This window comes from Streptacidiphilus sp. MAP12-16, from assembly GCF_041262165.1.
Lineage (GTDB): Bacteria > Actinomycetota > Actinomycetes > Streptomycetales > Streptomycetaceae > Streptacidiphilus.
The window spans coordinates 100,375-124,752 of sequence record NZ_JBGCBY010000008.1; the positions used below are offsets into that span (position 1 = coordinate 100,375).

Sequence of the window (24,378 nt, forward strand, 5' to 3'; positions counted from 1 at the left end):
GCTGCTGCCGAAGTGACCGCTGTCGCGGCTGATGATGACCGGTCGTTACCATGAATGAGCTGGTCCCGGCGGCAACAACGGGTTCACGAGGAGGTCGCGATGAGAATCCGGCCTGCGGCCGCCCAGCTGGGGTCGGCGGGTTCTGCGGCTCAGCTGGACGCAGGACGCGTGGAAGAACTCCGCTCGCTCGCCGACATGTTCACCCACGCGCCGGTGATCTTCGCAGCGTTGAGCGGCCCGGACCATGTCCTGGAAGGCGCGAACCAGGCGTTCTTCGCGGCCATCGGGGCCGGGCGCGGCAACGAGGCACTGGGGCTTCCGGTGACCGAGACGGTTCCGGAACTCGTCCATCAGGGACTGGTGCACCTGCTGGACGGCGTCTACCGCACCGGCGTGCCCTTCGCCACCCAAGGCGCAAGCGTCCTGCTCGGGCCCGCGGGAAGCGCGCGCCACGGATACTACGACTTCAGCTTCGAGCCGCGCCACGACTCCGCCGGCCGGATCATGGGCGTCGCGTTCCTGGCCGTGGACGTCACCAAACAGCGTCGGGCGCACAAACTCGCCGCCGAGCAGCAGGCGCTGCTCGAGCAGATCGCCCGCAACGCGCCCCTGTCCGAGGTGCTCGACGGCATGGCACGCGCGATCGAGAAGCTCTCACCGAAGGTACTGGTCTCGGTCCTGCTCGTGGACCAGAGCGGACGCCACCTGCGGCACGGCGCCGGGCCGAGCCTGCCCGACTTCTACAACCAGGCCATCGACGGTACCGAAATCGGCCCGCGACAGGGTTCGTGCGGCACTGCCGCCCACCGGCGGAAGATGGTCGTCGTCGCCGATATCGAGGGCGACGATCTGTGGACCGATTTCAAAGACCTGGCCCGGGAGGCCGGACTGGCCGCGTGCTGGTCCACTCCGATCATGTCCGCGACGGGCGAGTTGCTGGGAACTTTCGCCGTCTACCATCGCACTCCCAGAGCCCCTCGTGCGGAGGACCTGGATCTGTCCACCGTGTTCGCGCGTACCGCTGCCCTCGCCATCGAGCGCGACCGGGCCGAGCACGCCCGCCGTACCGCATACGCGCGCGAGCAGGCCGCCAGCGCGGACCTGGCCTTCATCCTGGAGACCAACACCGCCGTCAGCCGGGAAACGCACTATCCACAGAACCTGCAGTGCCTCGCCGACCTGGCGGTGCCCGCGCTTTCTCCGATCTGCACCATCGACGTCCTCGAGGACGGCTACGTCCGCCGAGTCGCCGCTGCCGCCGGCACCGATCTGCCACCCGGGGCCAAAGAAATCCTGGCCGGGCAGGCACCGAGCAGCCGGGCCGAGGGTCCGGTCACCCGCGTGCTGGCCGGCGGAGTCAGCGAGGTCGCCGAGGGCCCTCCGCCCAGCCCGTGGGCCGACCTCGACCTCCAGGTCACCAGCTATATGTGCGTACCGCTGACGGCCCGCGGCCGCACCTTCGGAGTCCTGACCCTGGTCGCCACCGCGGACAACCCCCTGGACGCACGCAGCATGGCCCTGGCCGAAGAACTCGCCCGCACAGCCGCCGCGAGCGCGGAGACCACCCGTCAGTACGCCCACCGCGCCCGACTGGCCGGTGACCTCCAAGCCGGACTCCTCCTCGCCGCACTGCCCACCGTGCCAGGCGCGCAGCTCGCCGCCTCCTACCATCCCGCCGGCGAAGGACTCGAGATCGGCGGCGACTTCTACGACGTCTTCCCTCTGCCCGGCGACCGCTGGGGCCTGATCATCGGAGACGTCTGCGGACGCGGGGCCCACGCCGCCACCACCACCGCTCTGGTCCGCCACACCGCCCGCGCGGTCGCGCCCCTCCTACCCACCCCCGTCGCCGTGGCGCACGCCATCAACCGCGCTCTCCTCGCCCAGCCGAACAGCCAGGAGAGCTTCGTGACCCTCATCTATGCCGAACTCCAGCCCGGTCCCACCGGGCTCACCCTCCATCTGGTCCGGGCCGGCCACCCGTCGCCGGTGCTGCGCCGGGTCGACGGCACCGTCTCCGTGCCCACCACGCCCGGCCAGTTGCTCGGCGTCTCATCGGACCCGGTGCTGCACGCGGAGACCATGGAACTGGCCGGCGGCGACGCCCTCGTCCTGGTCACCGACGGCATCCTGGAAGTCCGCGACGCCGAAGGCACCTTCTTCGGCGAGGACCGCCTGGTCCAAGCCGTCCAGCTCGCCGGCACTGCCACGGCGCAGCAGACACTCGACGCGATCAACACGGCGGTGGACGGCTTCACCGGCGGAGTCGCCGAGGACGACCAGGCTGCCCTGATCCTGGTCGCCCGGTGAAGACGGGTTCCAGCAGGCTCAGGTGACCGTCCGGGAAGCGCACCGGTACGGCGGAGCACCGTTCACCCCGGCGCAAGGGGCGCGACACTCCGATGTGAGCCGTGCGCCCCCGTGGAGGGGAGGCCTGCTGCCGTGTCGCGCAAGGCCTGCAGCAGTCGGCCGACGAGCGGCTGGGGCCAGCGGCGGCGGAGGGTGAGGGCGCCGATGTGGCGGGACGGGCCGGGGCCGCGGAGCGGGACGGCGGTCAGACCGCGCAGGCCCGGATGGCCGCCGGGTCCCGAACTCCCGACCCGGCCGGACGGCCCGGGGGAGGTGGCGAGCGCCGTCTCCGGGATGAGGCTGATGCCGACGCCCGCGGCCACCAGGGACTGTGCGAACACGTAGTCGCTGGAGCGGCACACCACCCGCGGGCGGAACCCCGCGACCGCCGCGTACTGGTCGATCGCCTGCGCGGCGAGCATGCAGCCCAACACCCAGGGCTCGTCCGCGAGTTCGGCGAGAGCCAGTGCGTCGCGCCCGGCGAGCCGGTGGCCGTCCGGCAGGACCACCCACAGCGGATCGCGCAGCAGCGGGGTCCAGCTGAGGGCACCCTCGGGCATGTAGGGGCCGTCGAAGTGGAAGGTCAGCGCGAGGTCGGCGCTGCCCTCCCGGACATGGACGACGCTCTCCTCGAGGTCGGCCTCGGCGACGGCCAGCTCGACGCCGGGCTGTTCGGCCAGGAGCCGGGAGAGCGCGTCTGGCAGCAGGAGCTGGCCGCCCGAGCTGAAGGTGTCGAGGCAGAGGCTGCCGGTGTGGCCGTCCACGAGCTCGCTGATGCGGCACTGCGCGTCCGCGAGTTCGGCGGCCACGGCGTCGGCGGCGTCGACCATGATCCGGCCTGGCTCGGTGAGCCGGACGCCACGGGTACTGCGCTCGACCACGGGCAGGCCCAGCGAGCGTTCCAGCGCCGCGATCTGCTGGGACACCGCGGAGGGGGTGAGCAGCAGCACGGCGGCTGCCTTGGCGAAGCTGCCCTGGCGGGCGACCTCGCGCAGGATGTGGAGGCGGCGCACATCGACCATCAGTTCTGCTAACCCCCACCCCAGCAAGTCATCACTTCTGCTGGTGACCCTACCCCGGGCAGGCTGGGCGCATGAGTCGCAGAGCCTGGCTGTTGTTCGCCCTGGTGTCCGTGCTGTGGGGCATCCCGTACCTGTTCATCAAGATCGCCGTGCAGGATCTGGCGCCGCCCGTGGTCGTGGTGGCCAGGACCGGGATCGCGGCGGCGATCCTGCTGCCGATCGCACTGCGCAGCGGTGCGCTTCGGGCGCTCCGCGAGCGGCGCGGCACGATCGTGCTGCTGACCCTCACTCACATCACCGGACCCTTCCTGCTGATCACCTATGGCGAGACCCACATCCCCTCCTCGCTCACCGCGCTGCTGATCGCCACCCAGCCGGTGTTGGTCGCGCTGCTCGCGCTGCGCAGCGGGGACGCCTCGGAGACCGTGCGCGGCTGGCGTGCGGTCGGGCTCGGGGTGGGGTTGGTGGGTGTGGCCGGGGTGGTCGGTTTTGACCCCAGCGGTGACCGCTACCGCTGGCTGGGCGCGGGGTTGGTCCTGCTCGCGGCGCTGGGCTACGGCGCGGCGGCGCTGTTGGTCAAGAACCGGCTCGCGGACGTGCCCCCACTCGGCGTCGTGGCGTCCACGATGACCCTCAACACGCTGATCCTGCTGCCGGTCGCGCTGCTCACCGCGCCCGGCCGGATGCCCGGTGCGGCTTCGGCGGGCGCGATCGTGGTCCTCGGGGTGTTCTGCACGGCGACGGCGTTCCTTGCCTTCTACCGCCTGATCGCGGAGGCCGGGGCCGGACGCGCCTCGCTCATCAACTACGCGGACCCGGCCATCGCGGTCCTGCTCGGGGTGGCGGTGCTGCACGAGCCGCTGCGCTGGTCTGCCCTCGGCGGCTTCGTGCTGGTCCTGGTCGGCGGGTGGCTGTCGACGCGGCGGCAGAAGGAGGGGCGTGTGGTCGCCGAGTCCGTCCGTCACAGTGCTCAGCTCGTCTGCGGGGACTCCTGACCACCGCCTTCGGGAACGCCAGCCGTGCGAGCGGCCTGAGGCGGTCTGCCGCGAACACAGCCGGATGGGGCAGGGTGGGGGTGCGGACGGGGGGACCCTTCCTGGCGGGTCCACCCGTCCGCACCCTTCCCGACGGGCCCATGCCGTGCCCCGCCGCCGCGACCGCCGGCCGGGCCGGCCCCTGCGAGCTGGGGAGCGACAGGGCCGGGCGCCCACCGCCCGGCACCTCCGTTTGCCGCGTTGCCGGCTCCGACATCAGCGGCCGGCGCGGCGGGCCCATGTAGCTCCCCAGGTCGTCAGCCCAGGCCGACGAGACCGGCCGGCGTGCCGGCGACTCCGCTGACTGAGGCGACAGCGGCGACGGTGGGGACGACCTCCGCCGTGACGACCTCGGCGGGAATCCGCGGGACCGGGATCGGAAGCTGCCGGGGCAGCGCCGGGTAGGGGGTGGAGATCAGCGTGTAGTCCTCGCCCAGCGTCCGCACGGCGATCTCCGTCGGCTCCTGCCCGAGTGCCAACTGCATTGCGGCCCAAGGGAAGTTGACGCCGCAGCGGGAAAGCTGGTGCAGTCCGCCCGACGGGCGGGTGTTGATGTCGAGCAGCACGGGCACGCCCCGGTGGTGCCGGAACTGAACATTCGTCAGATAGGCCAGCCCGAACGTCTCCACCAGCAGTTCGGTCGGTTCCAGGTAGGCGGCGTCCAGCGTGAAGCCACGCCGGCGCCCCTCCTTGCTGCGGCCGACGGCGGCGCGCAGCCGCCCGTCCGGGTCGGCCAGGCAGTCCACCGACACCTCGGGACCGGCCAGGTGCGGCATCACCAGCCAGTCCACCGGCTGGGCCTCGGGCGCGCGGTCCAGGGCCTCGACGACCTGGTCGAGCGACACCTGCCAGCTGGGCGAGCCCGCGAGCCGGGCCAGCGAGAAGGGCTTCCGGGAAAGCATCCGGAAGCCCTCGCCGCCCGCGCCGGTGACCGGCTTCAGGCAGGGCGCGCCGCCGTCCGCCTCGATCGTCTCCACGGCCGAGAGCAGTTCGGCGGAGTCGCGCACCCGCCACCACGGCGGCACCGGCAGCCCGGCCGCGCTCAACTTCTCGTACGCGGCGGCCTTGTCGCTGAACAGCTCGATCGCCCCGCTGGGCGGGCTCAGCACGGTCGTGCCCACGGCGGCGAAGTCCGCCCGGCGGGCCGCGATGGCCTGCTGGTGCAGCCGGGGGAGGAACAGCGTGATGCCGTGCCGGGTGCAGTAGTCCAGTGCGAACTCCACGTACGCCGCCGGCGAGAGCCGGTCCGGTTCCAGCGAGGACACGTCCGCGGCCCGGAGCACCGGCGAGTCGGCGTCGACATGGGTGGCGTGCACCTCAGGCTCGACCCCGTCGCGATTCTCTCGCAACAGCCCGATGAAGAAGGCGTTCTCGGCGTAGGTACGGTTCAGCCAGATGCGCAGCGGGTGGTTCACGCGGTGTCTCCAGGACGAAGGCCGGCAGGGCAGGGAAGGGCTTCGTGGCGACACTGGTTCACGGCACTCAGAGGATCGTGGGTGCCGTGGCCGTGGTCGGGTGCGACCGAACGAACTGCAGGGGCTGGAGGGCCTGTGCCGCGTGGGTCGTGGCCGTATCAGATCACGTCGCGGGGTGGTTGCGCGAGTGGCAGGTTGGCCACCGTCCGGTGCGTCATCCGTTGTTAACACGACCCGCCCCCGCTCGGCTGAGCTCTGTGGGGATCACCGCAGGTCAGGAGCGTCCCGGGGGAAGTCCTCCTCCCAGAACTCGACCGCGCCGCGCGGCGGAGCGGCCGGGCCGCCGTGCAGTTCGTCCTCGCGGCCGCGCAGTTCGACGCGGCGGATCTTGCCGGAGACGGTTTTCGGGAGGTCGGCGAACTCCAGGCGGCGGACCCGCTTGTAGGGGGCGAGCCGCTCCCTGGCCCAGTCCAGGACGGAGCGCGCGGTCTCGGCGGTCGGCTCGTGTCCGGGGGCGAGGACCACGTAGGCCTTGGGCACGGAGAGCCGCACGGGGTCGGGGGATGGCACGACGGCCGCCTCGGCCACCGCCGGATGCTCGACCAGGACGCTCTCCAGCTCGAACGGCGAGATCCGGTAGTCCGAGGACTTGAACACGTCGTCGGTGCGGCCCACGTAGGTGACGTAGCCGTCGGCGTCACGGAAGGCCACGTCGCCGGTGTGGTAGAAACCGCCCGCCGTCGCCTCGGCCTGCCGCGCGGGGTCGTCCTGGTAGCCGGTCATCAGGCCCAGCGGTGCGCTGTCGAGCGGCAGGCAGAGCTCACCCTCCGCACCGTCGCCGGTCACGACGGCCCCGGTCAGCGGGTCCACCAGGGCGATCTCGTAGCCGGGCAGCGGCAGCCCCATTGACCCCGGCTTGACCGTGAGCCCGGGCGGGTTGCCGACCTGGGCCGTGGTCTCGGTCTGCCCGAAGCCGTCGCGCAGCAGCACGCCCCAGGCGTCCCGCACGCGTTCGATGATCTCGGGGTTCAACGGCTCGCCCGCGCCCACGAGTTCGCGCAGCGGGACCTTCCACTTGGCGAGGTCCTCCAGCACCAGCATCCGCCAGACCGTGGGCGGGGCGCAGAACGACGTCACGCCGTGCTGCGCCATCGCGTCGAGCAGCGGGCGGGCGGCGAAGCGCGGCTGGTTGACGATCAGGATCTCCGCACCGGCGTTCCAGGGGGCGAAGAAGTTGCTCCAGGCGTGCTTGGCCCAGCCGGGGGAGGAGACGTTCAGGTGCACGTCGCCGGGGCGAAGCCCGATCCAGTACATGGTGGACAGGTGTCCTACCGGGTACGAGCGGTGGGTGTGCTGCACCAGCTTGGGGCGGCTGGTGGTGCCGGAGGTGAAGTACAGCAGCAGCGGGTCCTGTGCTCGGGTGACGTCGTCCGGCCGGAACGCTTCGGTGTGGTCGAGTGCGTCCTCGTAGCGCAGCCAGCCCTCGGTGGCGGCGGCACCGCCGACGGTGATTCCGCGCCACTCGCTGCCGAAGCCGCCGATCCCGGCGAAGCCGCCGGTCAGCGCCGCCTCGGCGACCACGTACTTGACCGCGCCCCGGGCGATCCGGTCGGCCAGGTCGTCGGGGGAGAGCAGAGTGCTGGCGGGGATGACGACCGCGCCCAGCTTGATCGCGGCGAGCATGGTCTCCCACAGTGCCACCCGGTTGCCGAGCAGCAGCAGGACGCGGTCCCCGCGTCCGACGCCCTGAGCCCGGAGCCATCCGGCGACCTGGTCGGACCGTCGGCTGAGCTCGGCGAAGCTCAGTGCCGTCTCGGCCTGGACCGAGCCGTCGGCGTCCAGGTCGACGACCCGCAGTGCAACTGAGTCGTTGCCCGCGGCCTCGCGGTCGAACCAGTCCAGGGCCCAGTTGAAGAACTCCGGTTCGGGGCGGGGGAAGGCGCGAGCGCCGGTCAGGTCGCCGCGGTGCTTCAGCAGGTGGTCCCTGGCAGCCTTGAAGTCCCTGTAGGCGGCTTCGTTGGCGCTGTTCGCGGTCACGGCGATCTCCTCCCGGGACCGCCCCGCTGCGGTCCGTTGGCACGTTCGCAGGGCAGGGCGCGGCAGGTCAAGGGCACCACGCGAGAAGTCCGACGCGGTAGAGCGGTGGCGGTCGCTCCGGGAGGCCGGTCAGGCCGGTCAGGCCGGGGGCAGTTCGTTCAGGCCCTCGGAGACGAGCTTCGCGAGTCGGTCGAGCGCGGCGTCGGCACCCTCGGCCTCGGAGGAGAGCACGACCTCGTCACCGCTCTCGGCGCCGAGGCCCAGCAGCGCCAGCATGGAGGCGGCGTTGACCGGGCTGCCGCCCGCCTTGGCGATGGTCACGGGCACGCCGACGGCGCCGGCGGCGCGGACGAAGACGGCGGCGGGGCGGGCGTGCAGGCCCTCCGGCCAACCGACGGTGACGTGGCGCTCAGCCATGGTGCGGTGCCTTTCGCGAGGCGCGGAGGGACGATGCCGCCAGGGTGTCCAGACCACGCTCGCGGGTTCCCGGTGGCGGGACGTGCCGAGGCACGGCGAAAACGGCCTTGCCCCCTCACGCCCCACCTTGCCGCGCCATGTCTCCACCCGCACCCCGAACTCGCGGGAACGCTCCGAACTCCGGAACGCTCCGAACTCCGGAACGCTCCGAACTCGCGGGAAGTCGCAACTCCCCGGAAGTCGTAACCTGACCCCGTGACCGACACGCAGGGCACGGCACCCCCCTACCCCTCCCACTGGGAGGCAGACATCGTCCTGCGCGACGGCGGTACCGCGCGTATCCGCCCGCTCACCCCCGACGACGCCGGGCGGCTGGTCGCCTTCTACACGGAGGTCTCCGACCAGTCCAAGTACTTCCGCTTCTTCGCCCCCTACCCCCGGCTCTCGGACCGCGACGTCCGCCGCTTCACCCATCACGACCAGATCAACCGGGTCGGCCTCGCCGTCCTGGTCCGCGACGAGATCATCGCGACCGTCCGCTTCGACCGGATCGACGAGACCGGCAAGCCCGCTGAGTCCGGCACGGACGCGGAGGTCGCCTTCCTGGTCCAGGACGCGCACCAGGGCCGCGGCGTCGCCTCCGCGTCGCTCGAACACATCGCCGCCGTCGCCCGCGAGCGCGGCATCCGCCGCTTCATCGCCGAGGTGCTGCCCGAGAACCGCAGGATGGGCAAGGTCTTCACCGACGCCGGCTATACCCAGCACCGCAGCTTCGCCGACGGCGTCATGCACTTCGAGCTCGACCTGGAACCCACTGAGCAGTCCCTCGCCGTGATGCGGGCCCGCGAGCACCGCGCCGAGGCCCACTCCATGCAGCGCCTGCTCGCCCCCGGCTCGGTCGCGGTCATCGGCGCCGGACGCGAACCGCTCGGCGTCGGCCGCAGCGTGCTGCGCAACCTGCTGGCGGCCGGGTTCACCGGGCGCCTGCAGGCGGTCAACCGCAACGCGGACACCATCGAGTCGGCCGAACTGGACGGCGTCCCGGTCCGATCCACTGTCGGCGACCTCCCCGAGCCGGTCGACCTCGCCGTGATCGCCGTCCCCGTGGAACAGGTCCCGGCGGTCGTCGCCGAGTGCGGCGCGCGCGGCGTGCAGGGTCTGATCGTGGTCACCGCAGGCTACGCCGAGACCGGCGCCGCCGGTCGGACCCGCCAACGCGAGCTGGTTCGGCAGGCCCGCGCCGCGGGAATGCGGGTGATCGGCCCCAACGCCTTCGGCCTGATCAACACCGACCCCGACGTCCGCCTCAACGCCTCTCTCTCACCCGAGCTAGCGGCCGGTGGCCCGTTGGGCGTCTTCAGTCAGTCCGGAGCGATCGGCGCGGCCCTGCTCGAAGCCGCGCACCGGCGCGGTCTCGGACTGTCGAGCTTCGTCTCCGCGGGCAACCGCGCCGACGTCTCCGGCAACGACCTGCTCCAGTACTGGGAGGAGGACGAGCACACCCGCGTCGTGCTGCTCTACCTGGAGTCCTTCGGCAACCCCCGCAAGTTCAGCCGGATCGCCCGCCGTGTCTCCGCGACCAAGCCCATTGTCGTGATCAAGGGCGGCCGTCACACCGCAAGCATTCCCGCAGGCCACGCCGCAGCCGTCACCCGAATCGACGACAGCACCGTCGACACGCTGTTCGCGCAGGCCGGAGTGATCCGCGTGGACACCATCACCGAGCTCTACGACGCCGCCGACCTGCTCGCCCACCAGCCCCTGCCGCCCGGCGACCGGATCGCCGTCGTCGGCAACTCCGACTCCCTGGCGCTGCTCACCCACGACGCCGCGCTCAGCGCGGGACTGCACCCCCTGCCCCCGCACGACCTCACCACCAGCGCCACCCCCGAGGACTTCACGGCCGGCCTCACCGCCGCCATCGACAGCACGGACAGCGACACCGTCGTCGCCGTCGTCATCCCGCCCATCGGGGCCGGCGGCCTCCCCCACTTCCCCGGCTCCGGCCTGCTGTCCTCGTCCACAGGTGCGAGCAACGGTGGTGCGAGCAACGGTGGTACGAGCAACGGTGGTACGAGCAACGGTGGTGCGGGCGACGGTGGCGCGGACAGCGACGCCGCGCCCTTCGCGGACGCGCTCGCCGCCGCCGCCGAACACGCCGCGGCGGCGGGCAAGCCGCTGCTGGTGATCCACCTCGCGCTGCCCGAACTGGCCAACCGCCTCCGCGCCACCGTCCCCTGCTACCCGCGTCCGGAACGCGCGGTGCGCGCCCTCGCCCTCGCCACCCGCCACGCGGCCTGGCGTCGCGGCAACGCCGACACCGGCCGCATCCCCGAGCTCGACCGCGTTGCCGAGAACCCGGCCCGCCGCCAGGTCGCGGCAGCCCTCGCAGCGGCGAAGCAGGTCCAGCTGGACGACGAGGCCACCGCCACCCTCCTCGGCCACTACGGCATCGACCTGCTCCGCACCCTCCCCGCCGACGACGAGCGGGACGCGGTCCGGGCCGCCGCCGACCTCGGCTACCCCGTCGCGCTCAAGGCCACCAGCCCCGGCCTGCGCCACCGCGCCGACCTCGGCTCGGTCCGCCTCGACCTCACCAACAAGGCCGAACTGCGCCGCGCCCACCGGGAGACGACAGCGCTCCTCGGTCCCGGCGCCCGTCTCGTCGTGCAGCCGATGGCCGCGCGCGGCGTCGACACCACCGTGTCCGCCACCGTCGACCCCGCCGTCGGCGCGATCCTCTCCTTCGGCCTGGCCGGAGCCGCCTCCGAACTCCTCGGCGACGTCGCCCACCGGCTGATTCCGGCCACAGACCACGATGTCGCCGGACTGGTCCGGGAGATAAGGGCGGCCCCGCTGCTGTTCGGCTGGCGCGGCGCGGAGCCGGTGGACACCGACGCGCTGGAGGAACTCCTGCTGCGGGTGTCCCAGCTGGTGGACGACATCCCCGAGGTCGCCTCGGTCTCCCTGGAACCCGTCGTGGTCGCCCCACACGCCCTCGCCGTACTCGGGGCGTCCGTCCGTCTCGCGCGCCTGCCCGCCCGCACCGACCTGGGCCCCCGAGCACTCGGGTAGGGCACCACCGCGTTCCACTCCCGGCACGGTGGCGCGCGCTGTCACCAGTACGTGCCAGGATGGAGTCATGGCGAAGACCGGTATGACCACCACCCAGGGGCTGCGCTCCGCGATCGAACGCAGCGGCTACTACCCGACACTCGTCATCGAGGCGGTCGAGTCGGCCGTGGGCGCCGAGCCCGTCTCCGCCTTCCTGGTCCACCAGGAGACCACCTTCGACGCCAACGAGGTCCGCCGCCACGTCACCGTCCTGGTGCTCACCGACGGCCGCTTCATCGTCAGCCACACCGACGAGCAGGGCGCCGACGACTCGTCCCCGGTGCCGTACGCGACCACGTCCACCGAGAGCGTCCGGATCGACCGGATCTCCTCCGTCGTGCTCAGCCGCGTCGTCGCCAACCCCGAGACGTACACCAGGGGCACGCTGCCCCGCGAGGTCGTGCTGACCATCGGCTGGGGCGCGGTGTCCCGGATCGACCTGGAGCCGGCCGCCTGCGGCGACCCCAACTGCGAGGCCGACCACGGCTACACCGGCTCCTCCACCGCCGACGACCTGTCGCTGCGGGTGAGCGAGGCCGGGGACGGTCCGGAGACGGTCGCCCAGGCGCTGTCCTTCGCCCACGCGTTGTCCGAGGCGACGGTGGCGGCCGGGGCCTGATCGGGCGTTGCCCTGCGCCCCGCCCAGCACCCCAGCCACCGCCTCGAAGAAGACCGATGAACTCGACTGCCATGCTCGACCCTGCCTCCGCGCCCGCACCCGCCTACGGAAGCGCCGCTCTCTCCGACCTGCTGCCGGCGGTCGCCAAGGGCCTGGGCGTCTCCGACGCGCCGGAGACCGGCCTGGTGCTGCCGCCCGCGGACCGGGTCTGCGTCTTCCTGGTGGACGGCCTCGGTTGGGAACAACTGCGCGCGCACCCGGCGGAAGCCCCGTTCCTGACCTCGCTGCTGCCCAGCTCCCTCGCCGGTACCGGACGCCCCCTGACGGCCGGGTTCCCCGCGACCACCGCCACCAGCCTCGCGTCCTTCGGCACCGGCCTTCCGCCCGGTGTCCACGGCCTCGCCGGGTACACCGTCCGGATCCCGGGCGAGCGGCGGCTGATGAACCAGCTGCGCTGGCAGCCGCACGTCAACCCGCGCAGCTGGCAGCCGCACCCCACCGTGTTCCGGCTCACCGACCGCGCGGGTGTGGCGACCTGTCAGGTGTCCTCGCCCAAGTTCGAGTACACCCCGCTCACCGAAGTGGCCCTGGAAGGCGGCACGTTCCTCGGCCGCCTCCCCGGCGAGGAGCGGATGGACCTCGCCGCGGAACGCCTCGCCGCGTCCGACCGCGCCCTGGTCTACACGTACTACAGCGAGCTGGACGGGATGGGCCACCGCTACGGCGTGAACTCCGACGCCTGGCGCGGGCAGCTCATGGTCGTGGACCGGCTCGCGCAGCGCCTGGCGGAGCAGCTCCCGCCCCGCTCGGTGCTCTACGTCACCGCGGATCACGGCATGATCGACATCGCCCCCGAGAACCGGGTCGACTTCGACGAGGACTGGGAGCTGCGTGCAGGCGTCGCCCTCCTCGGCGGCGAGGGCCGGGCCCGGCACGTCTACGCGGTGCCGGGGGCCGCGGCGGACGTCCTCACCGTCTGGAGCGAGGTGCTCGGCGATCAGATGTGGGTCGCCGACCGGGACCAGGCCATCGCCGAGGGCTGGTTCGGCCCGAAGGTCGAGGACCGGGTGTACGAGCGGATCGGCGATGTGGTGGCCGCCGCCTGTGACGACATGGCCGTGATCGCCACCCGCCGTGAGCCGGGCGAGTCCGCGATGATCGGCCTGCACGGCTCGATGACCCCGCTGGAACAGCTCGTGCCGCTGCTCGAAGTCCGCCGCTGATCCGGCCGGCGACCCGCTACCGACCCGCCACCGTCCGACTACCGAAAGGTCTGCGCACTTCCCATGGCTGAGCTGGTCTTCTTCTCCGGGACGATGGACTGCGGAAAGTCCACCCTCGCCCTCCAGATGGACCACAACCACGGAGCTCGTGGCCGTCAGGGGCTCATCTTCACCCGCAACGACCGGGCCGGCGCGGCCACGCTCTCCAGCCGCCTCGGGCTGGCCACGCAGGCCGTCGAGGTCGGCGACGGACTGGACTTCCACGCCCATGTCGTCGCCGAACTGTCGGCCGGGGGTCGCTGCGACTACCTGATCTGTGACGAGGCCCAGTTCTTCACCACCGAGCAGGTCGACCAGCTGGCGCGGGTCGTGGACGACCTCGGCGTGGACGTGTTCACCTTCGGTATCACCACCGACTTCCGCACCCGCCTGTTCCCCGGGTCGCAGCGGCTGATCGAGCTGGCCGACCGGGTGGAGGTGCTGCAGGTCGAGGCACTGTGCTGGTGCGGGGCGCGGGCCACCCACAACGCCCGCACGGTCGGCGGAGTGATGGTGGTGGAAGGCGCTCAGGTCGTCGTCGGCGACGTCGCCGCGAGCCACGAGGAGGTGGCGCGAGCGGGGTCCTCCCGGCCGGAGTCCGGGGCAACCTGGAACAGGGGTGGTGGCGGGCGACAGGAGGGCGTGGTGGGGTACGAGGTGCTCTGCCGGCGGCACCACCGGCGCCGGATGACCGCGGCCACCTCCGGTGCCGGGATCCTCTCGCCCGATGTCCTGCCCTTCGACGCGCAGGCGCAGCAGGTCCACTGACGGAGCGTCAGGACAGCTGCACGACGGCGAACGGTCCGTCCTCGGCGTCCCGCAGCAGCGCCGCCCGCCCGTACGGGGTGTCCGCCGGGGCCTGCTCGACCCCGCCGCCGAGCTCGCGCGCCCGACCGACCGCCAGGTCCACGTCCCTGACGGCGAAGTGGATCCGCCAGCGCGGCCGGTCCTCCAGGTCCGGTGCGTTGCGGATTCCGGCGACCATGCGCCCGCCGACCTTCAGGACGATCTCGTCCTGCTCCTGGTGCACCCGGGCCGACCCGCTCTCCACCGCCGACGAGCCGAAAGCCCCCGCGTAGAATCTCGTCGCGCGCTCGGCCTCCGGTGTCGCCAGCACGCTCCAGGCGGCCGTCCCCGGCTCGTGCTGCCGCTCCCAGCCGAGGTGCTCGCGGCCCTGCCAGATCCCGAAGACCGCGCCGTCCAGGTCGGCGGCCATGGCCATCCGTCCTGAGCGCCCGAACTCCAGCGGGCCCATGGCCAGCGTCCCGCCGCGGTCGCGCACCTGCTGCGCCACCTCGTCGGCGTCGGCGGCGGCGAAGTAGGTGATCCAGTCCACGGCGAAGTCCGAGCCCTCGGGCATCACCCCCACCCCGGCCACCGGGAGCCCGTCCACCACCGCCCGCAGGTAGGGACCGAGGTCCGTGGGGCCGGCGGCGAAGTCCCAGCCGAGCAGCGGGCCGTAGAAACGTTCGGCGGTGTCGAGGTCGCGCGCCAGCAGGCTCACCCAGCAGGGGGTGCCCTGCGCGTACCGCGGCGGCGTGCCGGACACGGGACCTCCACGGGGTCTCAGGGTGAGGGCTGCTGGTTGACGCGCGTACGCGCCACCCTGCCGATGCTGCCACCAACCACCCCGGCCCGCCCGTCTGCGAAATCCGCGCCACGAAGCGGGCCAGAATGGGCGCATGGAGACCACCACGCTGATCACCGCCCTCGAACTCTCCGCCGCGCTCGCCGGGGCGCGGCCGCCCGCCGTCCTGGACATCCGCTGGCAGCTCGGCGGGCCACCCGGCGCACAGGAGTACGCGGCGGGGCACATCCCGGGCGCGCACTACCTCGACCTGGACCATGACCTCGCCGCGGCTCCCGGCGCGGCCGGCCGTCACCCGCTGCCCGATCCCGAGGTGCTGGGTGCCGCGCTGCGCCGGGCCGGGGTGACCGCGGACCGCGAGGTCGTCGTCTACGACGCCGCGACCTCCGCCTCCGCTGCCCGTGCCTGGTGGCTGCTGCGCTGGGCGGGGCACCGGCGGGTGCGGGTGCTGGACGGCGGTCTCGCGGCCTGGAGTGCGGCGGGGCTCCCGGTGGATCAGGCGGTCCCGCAGGATGGGCGGGGTGACTTCGCACCCGCCCCGGGAGCGCTGCCCACCCTGGACGCGGACGCTGCTGCCGCACTGGCCGGGAGCGGTCTGCTGCTGGACGCCCGAGCGGGTGAACGCTACCGGGGCGAGGTCGAGCCGGTCGACCCTCGCGCGGGACACATCCCGGGGGCGGTGAGCGCCCCGACGACGGACAACCTGCGTGCGGACGGCCGCTTCCTGCCGGTCGACGCGCTGGCCGAGCGCTTCGCGGCGCTCGGTGCCAAGCCGGACACGCAGGTGGGCGTGTACTGCGGCTCGGGGGTGACCGCCGCGCACGAGCTGCTCGCACTGCACCTCGTCGGGATCGACGGTGCGCTGTACCCGGGCTCGTGGAGCGAGTGGTCGGGGCAGCCGGACCGCCCTGCGGCGACCGGCCCCGAACGCGGCTGACGGACCGTCACTCCTGCTTTTTGCGCCGGGTTCCGAAGACGATCTCGTCCCAGCTCGGCACAGCCGCGCGACGGCCGGGGCGGACACCGTCCGCCTCGGCCTGGCGGTCGGTGCTGCCGATCAGCCGGTCGCGGTGCGGTGCGGCGGCGCGCGGCATGAGGATGTCCGCGTACGCCGATCCCGCGCCGGCCGCGGCAGCGGTCGCCGGGGTCTCCGACTGCTCGGCGGCGGCCGCCGGGTCCTCCAGCGGTGCGGCCGAAGGTGGCGCCGCCACGTCCAGCAGGCTGGTCAGCGAGTCGCGCGCCTCCGCGGCGGGCGCGGTGACGGCGGGCGGGTCGAGGGCGCGGTCGGGTGCGAGCCGGTCGGCCGCGAGCCGGTCCGGGGACATGCGGTCGGCGCCCATGCGGTCCGGAGACATCCGGTCAGGAGACAGCCGGTCCGGAGCCATCCGGTCGGGAGCCGGGCGGTCGGACGGCATCCGCACCGGGGGCCGCTCGGGCGCCATCGGGCGCATGCCCATGCCCCGGTCGGCTCCGGGCAGCCGCGCGATCCTCGGCACGAACGGGAAGGTCGGCTCCTCGTCGACCCGCTGCGGGCTCTCGCCGACCAGCGACCGCGCCTCGTCGTCCAGCGGCTGGACCAGCCGGCGCGGAGGGTCGTAGGTCCAACGAGCCTGCTGCGGCAGCCCGCCGACCCGGAAGGTCAGCACGATCTCCCAGGTGTTGTCGTCCCGCCGCCATGAGTCCCAGGAGTCGCTGTCCTTCTCGGCGCCGCGCAGCACCAGCCGCTCCGCGACGGCGTCGCCGAGCTGGGGGCCGGTGCTCTCGCCCTGGCGGCGCACGGAGGTCTTGCGGGCGCGCTCGGCCATGAAGGCGCGCTCGGCCAGGACCGGACCCTCGAACCGGCGGACCCGCTCGACGGAGATGCCGGCGAGCTGGGCGACCTCCTCGGCGCTGGCCCCGGCTCGTATCCGGGCCTGGATGTCGCGCGGACGGAGGTGGCTCTCGACGTCGATCTGGCCCAGCCTGGGCCGGTCGCCGCGCACGGCGGCACGCAGCCGCTCATCAATCGGAAGAAAGTATTCCGTCGAGTCGGCGGCCTTGAGCACCAGTCGTGAACCGTCATTGCTGACGGCCACGACACGCAGTTCGGGCACGGTTACCTCCCGGGTGGTGCCTGCCGACGTCACCTGCGTCGCTGCTCCCGTAACGAGTGTGGCCTGCCGACGGGCGGCGGGCCACAACATTGCAGAGTTACCCGGTGTGTCGGCCCCTATCCGCGACCCACCGTTATGGCACGGTTAATCTTTTTGACCTTGATGCGTCCTCAGTGGAACGGCATGACGAGGCAGGCCCGCAGTCGGGCTTCACGAACAGTACTCCATTCGTGGCTCCCGGGGGGTGCGGCTCGCGGCTCAAGTCTCCCCCGAATCACTGGATTCTCAAGGGTCGCCACTCCGATGGCTGCCCACCGACTGGCGGACGGTGATCATCTTCACACCTTACTGCTGGCCGGAACCCGATGGTCACTCGAACGGTCGTACCTCATGCAAGATGGAGAAAGGCGTATATCGAGGGGCATTGATGGAGGATCGGGAAAAAGCGGACCGGACACCGAGGCGGCGGGCACTCGACCTGAGTCTGGTCCAGGTCGCGGCGAGCGCACTCGCGGCCGTGGCCGGCGCGGTGCTCGCGTCCGAGCTGGGGGTCTACGGGACGATCATCGGCGCGGCCGTGGTCAGTATCGGAGCGACCACCGGTGGCGCGGTCTTCCAGCATGTCTTCAGGCGGACCGGCGAGGAGCTCCGCAGCCGGGTGCCCGTCGTGGCGAGGACCCCGGAGGAGGAACGAGCAGAGCGCCGCAACGATGCCGTGGTCGCCTTCGGCAGGCCCACGGGCACGCCGGCGGTCGATGCGACGGCTTCGTTCGATCCCTTCGATCCCGGTGGTGAGCACACCCGGATGATGGCGGTGCTCGCCCCTCCCGAGCTGGAGTCGGTCACCACCTACCGGGGCAGCGGCGGTCCGCGGTCCCGGAACTGGAAGACCTATCTGCTGGCCACCGGGCTGGTGTTCGTCCTGGCGATGGGCACGGTGACCGTGGTGGAGCTGGTCGCGGCCAAGCCGATCGCCGCGATCGTGCAGAACGAGCCGGGCCAGGGCACTTCCTGGGGCGGCGGCTCGGTCGGCGCCGCGCACACCGGCGGGACACCCGGTGCCGGCGGCGCGTCCGACGCCACGTCACCGGGCACAGGGGTGACGACAGGGACGGGCGGCGCTGCCTCGACCGACCCGAGCAGCACGCCGAGTGGCCTGCCGAGCAGCAGTCCCAGCTCCAGTCCCAGCCCCGGCGTCACCCCGGACCCATCTCCGTCGGCCTCGTCCATGCCGAGCTCCACCGCGACCACGGGGACCACGGGTTCCGGCAACGCCGCGAGCTCCTCGGCGACGCCGACTCCCTGAACCTGCGTCAGGCCCCGCCTCAGGCCCCCAATACCCGCCGCAGGTAGTCGTTGCCGAAGCGGCGCTCGGGGTCGACCTTGTCGCGCAGCGCCGTGAACTCGCCGAAGTGCGGGTACACCCCGGCCAGGTACTCGGCGTCCCGGGTGTGCAGCTTGCCCCAGTGCGGGCGCCCCTGGTGCGCCGTCATGATCTTCTCGACCTCGGTGAAGTACCCCTGGTCCTGGGTCCCCCGGTAGAGGTGGACGGCGATGTACGCGGTGTCGCGCTCGTTCGCCGTGGACATCCACAGGTCGTCAGCGGGCGCGACGCGCACCTCCACCGGGAAGCTGATCTTCCAGTCCGAGCGCTCCACCAGCGCTTTCAGCTCCCGCAGCACGGTCACCGCGGCCTCGCGCGGCACCGCGTACTCCATCTCCACGAAGCGCACCCGGCGCGGGCTGGTGAAGACCTTGTAGGAGACGTCGGTGTAGGTCCGCTCGGACCACGCCTTGCTGGCGATGCGCGCGATGCCGGGGATGACCTTGGGGAAGCGCCGGCCGACCCGGCAGGCGCCCTCCCAGACGGTGTTGGAGAGGAACTCGTCGTCCAGCCACTGCTTGAACGGCGGCAGCGGCGCGGCCGGTCCCTGGCTGCGGTTGTTGCGCTTGGTGCTGCAGCCCTCGGTGTGCGGGAACCAGTAGAACTCGAAGTGCTCGTTCTCGGAGACCAGCTCGTCGAAGCGGCCGGTGACCTCGTCGAAGGACATCGGCCGCTCGTGCGCGGTGAGCTGGAAGGCTGGCTCAACCGCGAGGGTGACGGCGCTCACCACGCCGAGTGCGCCGAGGCCGAGCCGGGCGCCCGCGAACAGCTCCGCGTTCTCGGTCGGCGAGCACGTGGTGACGGTGCCGTCGGCGAGGACCAGCTCCAGCGCCCTGATCTGCGCGGCCAGCGAGCCCGAGGCCCGGCCGGTGCCATGGGTGCCGGTGCTGGTGGCGCCGGCCACGGTCTGCACCATGATGTCGCCCATGTTGGTGAGCGCCAGGCCGGCGTGCTCCAGCAGCAGGTTGAGCTTCTCCAGCGGCAGACCCGACTCGACGGTGACCGTTCCGCCCTTGTGGTCGACTTCGCGCACGGCGGTCAGCCGCTCGGGGCGGACCAGCACGCCGTCCGTGGCGGCGATGGACGTGAAGGAGTGCGCGCTGCCGACGGCCTTGACCGGCAGCCCTTCCTCGGCCGCGCCGCGTATCGCGGCGGCCAGCTCCTCGACCGTGGCCGGGGCCACGGCGCGGCGCGGCCGCGCGGTCTGGTTTCCGGCCCAGTTGCTCCAGACGGCAGTGCTAGCCGGGTTGGTGCTGCCACTGGTCGTCGTCGACATGCGCACGCTCCTGCTGTTCCGGTGCCGACCGGAGTCGGCGTGCCCCGAGGAACGCCGTGGCCACGGCCAAGCCGCCGGCGGCGACGGTCACCCAGTAACCGGCCGCGGCGCCCGCACCGTCCACTACCCAGCCGGACGCCGAGGAGCCGAGGGCCACGCCGACGGCGAGGCCCGTGATGGTCCAGGTCATCCCCTCGGTGAGCTTGGAGGCGGGGACGATCCGTTCCACCAGCCCCATGGTGGTGACCATGGTGGGGGAGATGGACAGCCCGGCGACGAACAGTGCCGCCGCCAGGGCCACGAGGTTCTTCACGAATAGGAGGGGCAGCATACTCACCGCCATGGTGACGATCCCCAGCAGGAACCTCCTGGACAGCGGTCCGTGCAGCTTCAGCGCCCCGAACACGATCCCGGCGACGCAGGAGCCGAGCGCGTAGACCGCCAGCACCACGCTGGACAGCGCTTTGTGGTGCAGATGGTCGGCGAAGGCCACGGTCACCACGTCCACCGAGCCGAAGATCGCGCCGACCCCGACGAACGTCATGACCAGCACCCACAGGCCCGGCGTGCGGATTGCGGAGTCGGTCCTGGCCCGGGTCTGCGGGTGCAGCGGCGGCTCGGTCCGCTTCTGCACGGCGAACAGCAGTACGCCGGTCGCCAGCAGCAGCGTCGCCACCAGCGGTCCCGCCTCCGGGAACACGGCCGTGCAGAGGCCGACCGAGAGGATGGGGCCGATGATGAAGACGATCTCGTCGACCACCGACTCGAAGGCGTAGGCGGTGTGCAGCAGCGGCGAGCCGCGGTAGATCAGCGCCCAGCGCGCCCGCACCAGGGAGCCCATGCTCGGCATGCAGCCCGCCACCGACGCGGAGGCGAACAGGGTCCAGGCGGGCGCGTCGAATCGGGCGCAGAGCAGCAGCGCGCCCATCGCGGCGACGGTGATCCCGGTCGCCCGCAGGCTCACCCGGGCCTGCCCGTAGCGGTCCACCAGACGGGAGACCTGCGGACCCAGCACGGCGGCGGAGAGTGCCAGGGTCGCGGACACCGCCCCGGCCAGCCCGTAGTCGCCGCGCAGGGTCGACAGCATGGTGACGATGCCGATGCCGGTCATGGACAGCGGCATGCGGGAGACCAGGCCCGCAGCGGAGAAGGCCAGGCTCCCCGGGGCGTCGAAGATCCGGCGGTAGGTGGACAGCACGGCGACTCCGTAAGGGACATAGATAACCAACACAGCTTACGTGCGCGGTCAATCCATTTGTCAGTGGCAGGATCGGTCCCATGTCTGACGCGCGCACCCGTCCCTATGACGCCCTGCTTCTGCTGTCCTTCGGTGGCCCGGAGGGCCCCGAGGACGTGGTTCCGTTCCTGGAGAACGTCACCCGGGGGCGCGGCATCCCCCGCGAGCGGCTGGCCGAGGTCGGGCAGCACTATTTCCTCTTCGGCGGGGTCAGCCCGATCAACGCCCAGAACCGGGTGCTCCTGGAGGCCCTGCGCAAGGACTTCGCCGAGCAGGGGCTCGACCTGCCGGTCTACTGGGGCAACCGGAACTGGGCCCCGTACCTGGTCGACGCCCTGCGCGAGCTCGCCGCCGACGGCCACCGCCGGGTGCTGGTGCTGGCGACCAGCGCGTACGCCAACTACTCGGGCTGCCGCCAGTACCGGGAGAACCTGGCGGCCGCGCTCAGGCAGCTGCGCGAGGAGGGTGCACCGGGAGCCGCCGAGCTGCGCCTCGACAAGCTGCGGCACTTCTACAACCATCCGGGCTTCGTCGAGCCGATGATCGACCACACCCTCGCCGCCCTCGCCGAGCTCCCGGAGGGCCTGCGCGACGGCGCGCGGCTGGCGTTCACCACCCATTCGATCCCCAACGCGCTGGCGGACACCTCGGGCGCGCCCGGGGACCCGGCCCGGGGAACTCCCGGCGGCGCCTATGTCGCCCAGCACCTGGAGACAGCACGGCTGGTGGCGGAGGCCGTCGCGGAGGCGACCGGAGTCGCCGGACGGCCCTGGGAGCTCGTCTACCAGAGCCGCAGCGGCGCGCCGCACATCCCCTGGCTGGAGCCCGACATCTGCGACCACCTGGAGGCCGTCCGGGCCGAGGGCGCGCCGGCGGTGGTGATGGTGCCGATCGGCTTCGTCTCCGACCACATGGAGGTCGTCTACGACCTCGACACCCAGGCCCGGGAGCAGGCCGAGAAGCTGGGCCTTCCGGTGTCCCGGGCGCGCACGGTCGGCGCCGACCCGCGCTTCGCCGCGGCCGTGCGCGACCTCGTGCTCGAACGCGCCGCCAGCGCGCGTGGTGAGAACCCGGCGCGTTGCGCTCTGGGCGCGCTGGGTGCCAGCCACGACCTCTGCCCGGTCGACTGCTGCCCCGCCCTCCCGTCGCCCGGCGGCCACCCTGTTCCGCGGCGCTCCGCGCCCGCCCCCTCTGGCAACCCCCTCCCGGCCGCCGCCGGTGCGGACTGGACCGACTGAGAGGCCCATGGATGAACGAGTTGGCGTCGAACGAGTTGAACGGGTTGAACGGGTTGAAGGACGAGCTCCTCGACCTGGCCCTGGAGGCCGCCCGGCAGGCCGGAGCCCTGCTACGGGACGGGCGGCCGGCCGACCTCGGCGTGGCCGCGACCAAGTCCAGTTCCGTGGACGTCGTCACCGAGATGGACATCGCCGCGGAGAAGCTGATCACCGAGCTGATCGGCGCCCGCCGCCCCGACGACGGACTCCTCGGCGAGGAGGGCGCGGCCAGCCCGGGCAGCACCGGGGTGCGCTGGGTGATCGACCCCCTGGACGGGACGGTGAACTACCTCTACGGCCTCCCGGCCTGGTCGGTGAGCATCTGCGCGGAGCTGGACGGGCAGGCGCTGGTCGGCGTCGTCGAGGTGCCGCCGCGTGGCGAGACCGTCCACGGAGTGCTGGGCCGCGGAGCCTTCCTGAACGGCCGTCAGTTGCGGGTCGGCCCGGCGCCGGAGATGGCGCAGGCCCTGGTCGGCACTGGCTTCGGCTACCTGCGCGAGCGCCGGGTGCAGCAGGCGGCGGTGGTCCGCGAGCTGGTGCCCCGGCTGCGGGACATCCGTCGCGGCGGGTCGGCCGCGGTGGACCTGTGCGACGTGGCCTGCGGCCGGCTCGACGGGTTCTTCGAGCGAGGACTCAACCCCTGGGACTACGCGGCCGGGGTGCTCATCGCCGCCGAGGCGGGCGTGCTGGTCGGCGGCCGTCCCGGGGACGCCCCGTCCACCCAGCTGACCGTGGCGGCCCCGAGCGGCCTGTTCGAACCGCTGCAGCAGCTGCTCGAGGATCTCGGCGCCTGGCACGACTAACGGCCTGGGAGCGACAGGGCGCGCGCCCGAGCCCTGTCGCTCCCAGGCCGCAACCCTCGACGGGCAGCAGCCCGCCGGCCCCGGACACCAGGACGCCCCGGACGGTTCCTGCTGTCCGGGGCATCGCGCAGCTCTGGGTGGATGTGGAGCTTGAGGGTGTGGAGCCTACTTGAGGGTGTGGAGCGAAAGGGCGTGAGCGTGAGGGTGTGGAGCGCGAGAGGTTCAGGCGGCGTGAACTTCGGGCCGCGCCACCGAGATGCCGTGCTCTGCGGCGAGACGGTGCAGGTCGTCGAGTTCGGACTGTTCCACCTCGGCCAGGAAGTCGTCCCCCGACTCCTGGGCGCGGTGCAGGTCCTGTTCGGCGTTCCTTATGCGCTGAAGGATGCCGGCGGTGAAGGCGTCCATGAGGCAAGACCCCCTTGCTGTTGTTCGGGCGACCCCGGGCTGGGCCCGGTGCGGACGGTCACACGGACGGGCGGGTGCGAGCATGCGTTGAAGCGCAAGCGTGATCGCGGGTGTACAGACCGTCCTCCCCTCACCCGCGGCGCCGGAAACCTCAGTACTCCCGGGAATTTCGGCGGTGCCCTCCCAAATCCTCCCGTTCGGTTTTCGTTCGCCGTAGGCACGCCGTGCGTATACCACCCGTTCCTGGCCGGACTCGCGTTCGGCGCCCACACACCTGGCTGCCGGGGGACCGCTTACCACTGCTTTACGTGCGGAGGAGGCAGGATGGAGCGACGTGAACGGCGTCCCACGAGGGACGCCGCATGGCTGTGCTCTTGAAAGGACCACTGCGTTGCGGGTTCTTGTGGTCGAGGACGAGCAGTTGCTCGCCGATGCCGTCGCGACCGGCCTCCGGCGGGAGGCCATGGCCGTCGACGTGGTCTACGACGGCCAGGCCGCCCTGGACCGGGTCGCCGTGAACGACTACGACGTGGTCGTGCTCGACCGCGACCTGCCGTTGGTCCACGGCGACGACGTGTGCCGGAAGATCGTCGAGGAGGGCCTCTCCACCCGGGTGCTGATGCTCACCGCCGCCGGCGACATCAGCGACCGGGTCGAAGGTCTGGAGCTCGGCGCAGACGACTACCTTCCCAAACCGTTCGCCTTCAGCGAGTTGGTCGCCCGGGTCCGGGCCCTGGGCCGCCGCGCGACCACGCCGCTGCCCCCGATCCTGGAGCGGGCCGGGATCACCCTCGACCCGGGCCGCCGGGAGGTGCTGCGCGACGGCAAGCCGATCGCGCTCGCGCCCAAGGAGTTCGCCGTGCTCGAGGTGCTGATGCGCTCGGGCGGCGGGGTCGTCTCCGCCGAGCAGTTGCTGGAGAAGGCCTGGGACGAGCACACGGACCCGTTCACCAACGTCGTGCGGGTGACCGTGATGACCCTGCGCCGCAAGCTGGGCGAGCCGCCGGTGATCATCACCGTGCCCGGTTCCGGCTATCGGATCTGAG

General features: G+C 72.4%; 20 protein-coding genes. 11 read left to right on the forward strand and 9 right to left on the reverse strand.

Annotation, left to right across the window (positions count from 1 at the left end; translation table 11 throughout):
* The first annotated feature begins 99 nt into the window (after positions 1-99).
* The gene (locus tag ABIA33_RS12675; protein WP_370080573.1) at positions 100-2,310 is read left to right on the forward strand and encodes a SpoIIE family protein phosphatase; all 2,211 of its coding nucleotides are present in this window, start codon (positions 100-102) and stop codon (positions 2,308-2,310) included.
* A 62-nt stretch (positions 2,311-2,372) separates the two neighbouring features.
* Here the strand turns inward: ABIA33_RS12675 and ABIA33_RS12680 are convergent, their stop codons facing one another.
* Entirely contained in the window at positions 2,373-3,371 is a 999-nt protein-coding gene (locus ABIA33_RS12680) for a LysR family transcriptional regulator (RefSeq protein ID WP_370080575.1), read from the reverse strand.
* A 71-nt stretch (positions 3,372-3,442) separates the two neighbouring features.
* Between ABIA33_RS12680 and ABIA33_RS12685 the strand changes: the two genes are divergently transcribed.
* Positions 3,443-4,366, forward strand: coding sequence for a DMT family transporter (locus ABIA33_RS12685; RefSeq protein WP_370080577.1), 924 nt, complete (start codon positions 3,443-3,445; stop codon positions 4,364-4,366).
* A 296-nt stretch (positions 4,367-4,662) separates the two neighbouring features.
* Here the strand turns inward: ABIA33_RS12685 and ABIA33_RS12690 are convergent, their stop codons facing one another.
* The 3 genes from ABIA33_RS12690 to ABIA33_RS12700 form a co-directional block, all read right to left on the reverse strand.
* Positions 4,663-5,820: an ATP-grasp domain-containing protein gene (locus ABIA33_RS12690; protein WP_370080579.1), complete on the reverse strand. Its 1,158-nt coding sequence runs from the start codon at positions 5,818-5,820 to the stop codon at positions 4,663-4,665.
* A gap of 264 nt (positions 5,821-6,084) precedes the next feature.
* Positions 6,085-7,857, reverse strand: a complete 1,773-nt coding sequence (locus tag ABIA33_RS12695) for an AMP-binding protein (protein ID WP_370080581.1) — start codon at positions 7,855-7,857, stop codon at positions 6,085-6,087.
* A 138-nt stretch (positions 7,858-7,995) separates the two neighbouring features.
* A complete protein-coding gene (locus tag ABIA33_RS12700) occupies positions 7,996-8,274 on the reverse strand; it encodes an HPr family phosphocarrier protein (RefSeq protein WP_370080583.1) in 279 nt (92 codons plus the stop codon).
* Between the two features lie 255 nt (positions 8,275-8,529).
* Between ABIA33_RS12700 and ABIA33_RS12705 the strand changes: the two genes are divergently transcribed.
* The 4 genes from ABIA33_RS12705 (at position 8,530) to ABIA33_RS12720 (ending at position 14,037) form a co-directional block, all read left to right on the forward strand.
* Positions 8,530-11,349, forward strand: a complete 2,820-nt coding sequence (locus ABIA33_RS12705; protein ID WP_370080585.1) for a GNAT family N-acetyltransferase — start codon at positions 8,530-8,532, stop codon at positions 11,347-11,349.
* A 67-nt stretch (positions 11,350-11,416) separates the two neighbouring features.
* Complete coding sequence (locus tag ABIA33_RS12710; RefSeq protein WP_370080587.1) at positions 11,417-12,007, forward strand: DUF5998 family protein; 591 nt, start codon at positions 11,417-11,419, stop codon at positions 12,005-12,007.
* Between the two features lie 56 nt (positions 12,008-12,063).
* Positions 12,064-13,230, forward strand: coding sequence for an alkaline phosphatase family protein (locus ABIA33_RS12715; protein WP_370080589.1), 1,167 nt, complete (start codon positions 12,064-12,066; stop codon positions 13,228-13,230).
* Between the two features lie 63 nt (positions 13,231-13,293).
* On the forward strand, positions 13,294-14,037 hold the full coding sequence (locus ABIA33_RS12720; protein WP_370080591.1) for a thymidine kinase: 744 nt from the start codon (positions 13,294-13,296) through the stop codon (positions 14,035-14,037).
* Positions 14,038-14,044: 7 nt separating this feature from the next.
* Here ABIA33_RS12720 and ABIA33_RS12725 read toward each other — a convergent pair whose 3' ends face one another.
* The gene (locus ABIA33_RS12725) at positions 14,045-14,818 is read right to left on the reverse strand and encodes a VOC family protein (protein ID WP_370080593.1); all 774 of its coding nucleotides are present in this window, start codon (positions 14,816-14,818) and stop codon (positions 14,045-14,047) included.
* A gap of 133 nt (positions 14,819-14,951) precedes the next feature.
* On the opposite strand from ABIA33_RS12725, the gene ABIA33_RS12730 reads away from it, so the two are divergent.
* Entirely contained in the window at positions 14,952-15,794 is an 843-nt protein-coding gene (locus ABIA33_RS12730; protein ID WP_370080595.1) for a sulfurtransferase, read from the forward strand.
* 7 nt (positions 15,795-15,801) lie between these two features.
* On the opposite strand, the gene sepH is transcribed toward ABIA33_RS12730, so the two are convergent.
* A complete protein-coding gene (gene sepH, locus ABIA33_RS12735; protein WP_370080597.1) occupies positions 15,802-16,983 on the reverse strand; it encodes a septation protein SepH in 1,182 nt (393 codons plus the stop codon).
* Positions 16,984-17,377: 394 nt separating this feature from the next.
* Between sepH and ABIA33_RS12740 the strand changes: the two genes are divergently transcribed.
* Entirely contained in the window at positions 17,378-18,256 is an 879-nt protein-coding gene (locus ABIA33_RS12740) for a hypothetical protein (RefSeq protein ID WP_370080599.1), read from the forward strand.
* 19 nt (positions 18,257-18,275) lie between these two features.
* Here the strand turns inward: ABIA33_RS12740 and ABIA33_RS12745 are convergent, their stop codons facing one another.
* Complete coding sequence (locus tag ABIA33_RS12745; protein WP_370080601.1) at positions 18,276-19,610, reverse strand: D-arabinono-1,4-lactone oxidase; 1,335 nt, start codon at positions 19,608-19,610, stop codon at positions 18,276-18,278.
* Positions 19,573-20,808: an MFS transporter gene (locus tag ABIA33_RS12750; RefSeq protein ID WP_370080603.1), complete on the reverse strand. Its 1,236-nt coding sequence runs from the start codon at positions 20,806-20,808 to the stop codon at positions 19,573-19,575. The genes ABIA33_RS12745 and ABIA33_RS12750 overlap by 38 nt, the downstream gene beginning before the upstream one ends.
* Positions 20,809-20,888: 80 nt before the next feature.
* Here ABIA33_RS12750 and ABIA33_RS12755 point away from each other — a divergent pair, with 80 nt between their 5' ends.
* Both ABIA33_RS12755 and ABIA33_RS12760 read left to right on the forward strand, forming a co-directional pair.
* Positions 20,889-22,085 (forward strand): ferrochelatase, encoded by a 1,197-nt coding sequence (locus tag ABIA33_RS12755; protein ID WP_370080605.1) that lies wholly within the window; start codon positions 20,889-20,891, stop codon positions 22,083-22,085.
* A gap of 11 nt (positions 22,086-22,096) precedes the next feature.
* Positions 22,097-22,927 carry an inositol monophosphatase family protein gene (locus ABIA33_RS12760; protein WP_370080607.1) on the forward strand — a complete coding sequence of 277 codons (831 nt, stop codon included), beginning with the start codon at positions 22,097-22,099 and terminating at the stop codon, positions 22,925-22,927.
* Positions 22,928-23,149: 222 nt separating this feature from the next.
* On the opposite strand, the gene ABIA33_RS12765 is transcribed toward ABIA33_RS12760, so the two are convergent.
* A complete protein-coding gene (locus ABIA33_RS12765; RefSeq protein ID WP_370080609.1) occupies positions 23,150-23,332 on the reverse strand; it encodes a hypothetical protein in 183 nt (60 codons plus the stop codon).
* A gap of 391 nt (positions 23,333-23,723) precedes the next feature.
* Here ABIA33_RS12765 and ABIA33_RS12770 point away from each other — a divergent pair, with 391 nt between their 5' ends.
* Positions 23,724-24,377 (forward strand): response regulator transcription factor, encoded by a 654-nt coding sequence (locus tag ABIA33_RS12770; RefSeq protein WP_370080611.1) that lies wholly within the window; start codon positions 23,724-23,726, stop codon positions 24,375-24,377.
* The last annotated feature ends 1 nt before the right edge of the window (position 24,378 follow it).

Excerpts from the sequence above, each read along its gene's own strand:
- ABIA33_RS12675 (WP_370080573.1), top strand. The coding sequence starts at position 100 with ATGAGAATCCGGCCTGCGGCCGCCCAGCTGGGGTCGGCGGGTTCTGCG.
- ABIA33_RS12680 (WP_370080575.1), bottom strand. The coding sequence starts at position 3,371 with ATGGTCGATGTGCGCCGCCTCCACATCCTGCGCGAGGTCGCCCGCCAG.
- ABIA33_RS12685 (WP_370080577.1), top strand. The coding sequence starts at position 3,443 with ATGAGTCGCAGAGCCTGGCTGTTGTTCGCCCTGGTGTCCGTGCTGTGG.
- ABIA33_RS12700 (WP_370080583.1), bottom strand. The coding sequence starts at position 8,274 with ATGGCTGAGCGCCACGTCACCGTCGGTTGGCCGGAGGGCCTGCACGCC.
- ABIA33_RS12710 (WP_370080587.1), top strand. The coding sequence starts at position 11,417 with ATGGCGAAGACCGGTATGACCACCACCCAGGGGCTGCGCTCCGCGATC.
- ABIA33_RS12715 (WP_370080589.1), top strand. The coding sequence starts at position 12,064 with ATGAACTCGACTGCCATGCTCGACCCTGCCTCCGCGCCCGCACCCGCC.
- ABIA33_RS12720 (WP_370080591.1), top strand. The coding sequence starts at position 13,294 with ATGGCTGAGCTGGTCTTCTTCTCCGGGACGATGGACTGCGGAAAGTCC.
- ABIA33_RS12730 (WP_370080595.1), top strand. The coding sequence starts at position 14,952 with ATGGAGACCACCACGCTGATCACCGCCCTCGAACTCTCCGCCGCGCTC.
- ABIA33_RS12740 (WP_370080599.1), top strand. The coding sequence starts at position 17,378 with ATGGAGGATCGGGAAAAAGCGGACCGGACACCGAGGCGGCGGGCACTC.
- ABIA33_RS12745 (WP_370080601.1), bottom strand. The coding sequence starts at position 19,610 with ATGTCGACGACGACCAGTGGCAGCACCAACCCGGCTAGCACTGCCGTC.
- ABIA33_RS12755 (WP_370080605.1), top strand. The coding sequence starts at position 20,889 with ATGTCTGACGCGCGCACCCGTCCCTATGACGCCCTGCTTCTGCTGTCC.
- ABIA33_RS12760 (WP_370080607.1), top strand. The coding sequence starts at position 22,097 with ATGAACGAGTTGGCGTCGAACGAGTTGAACGGGTTGAACGGGTTGAAG.
- ABIA33_RS12765 (WP_370080609.1), bottom strand. The coding sequence starts at position 23,332 with ATGGACGCCTTCACCGCCGGCATCCTTCAGCGCATAAGGAACGCCGAA.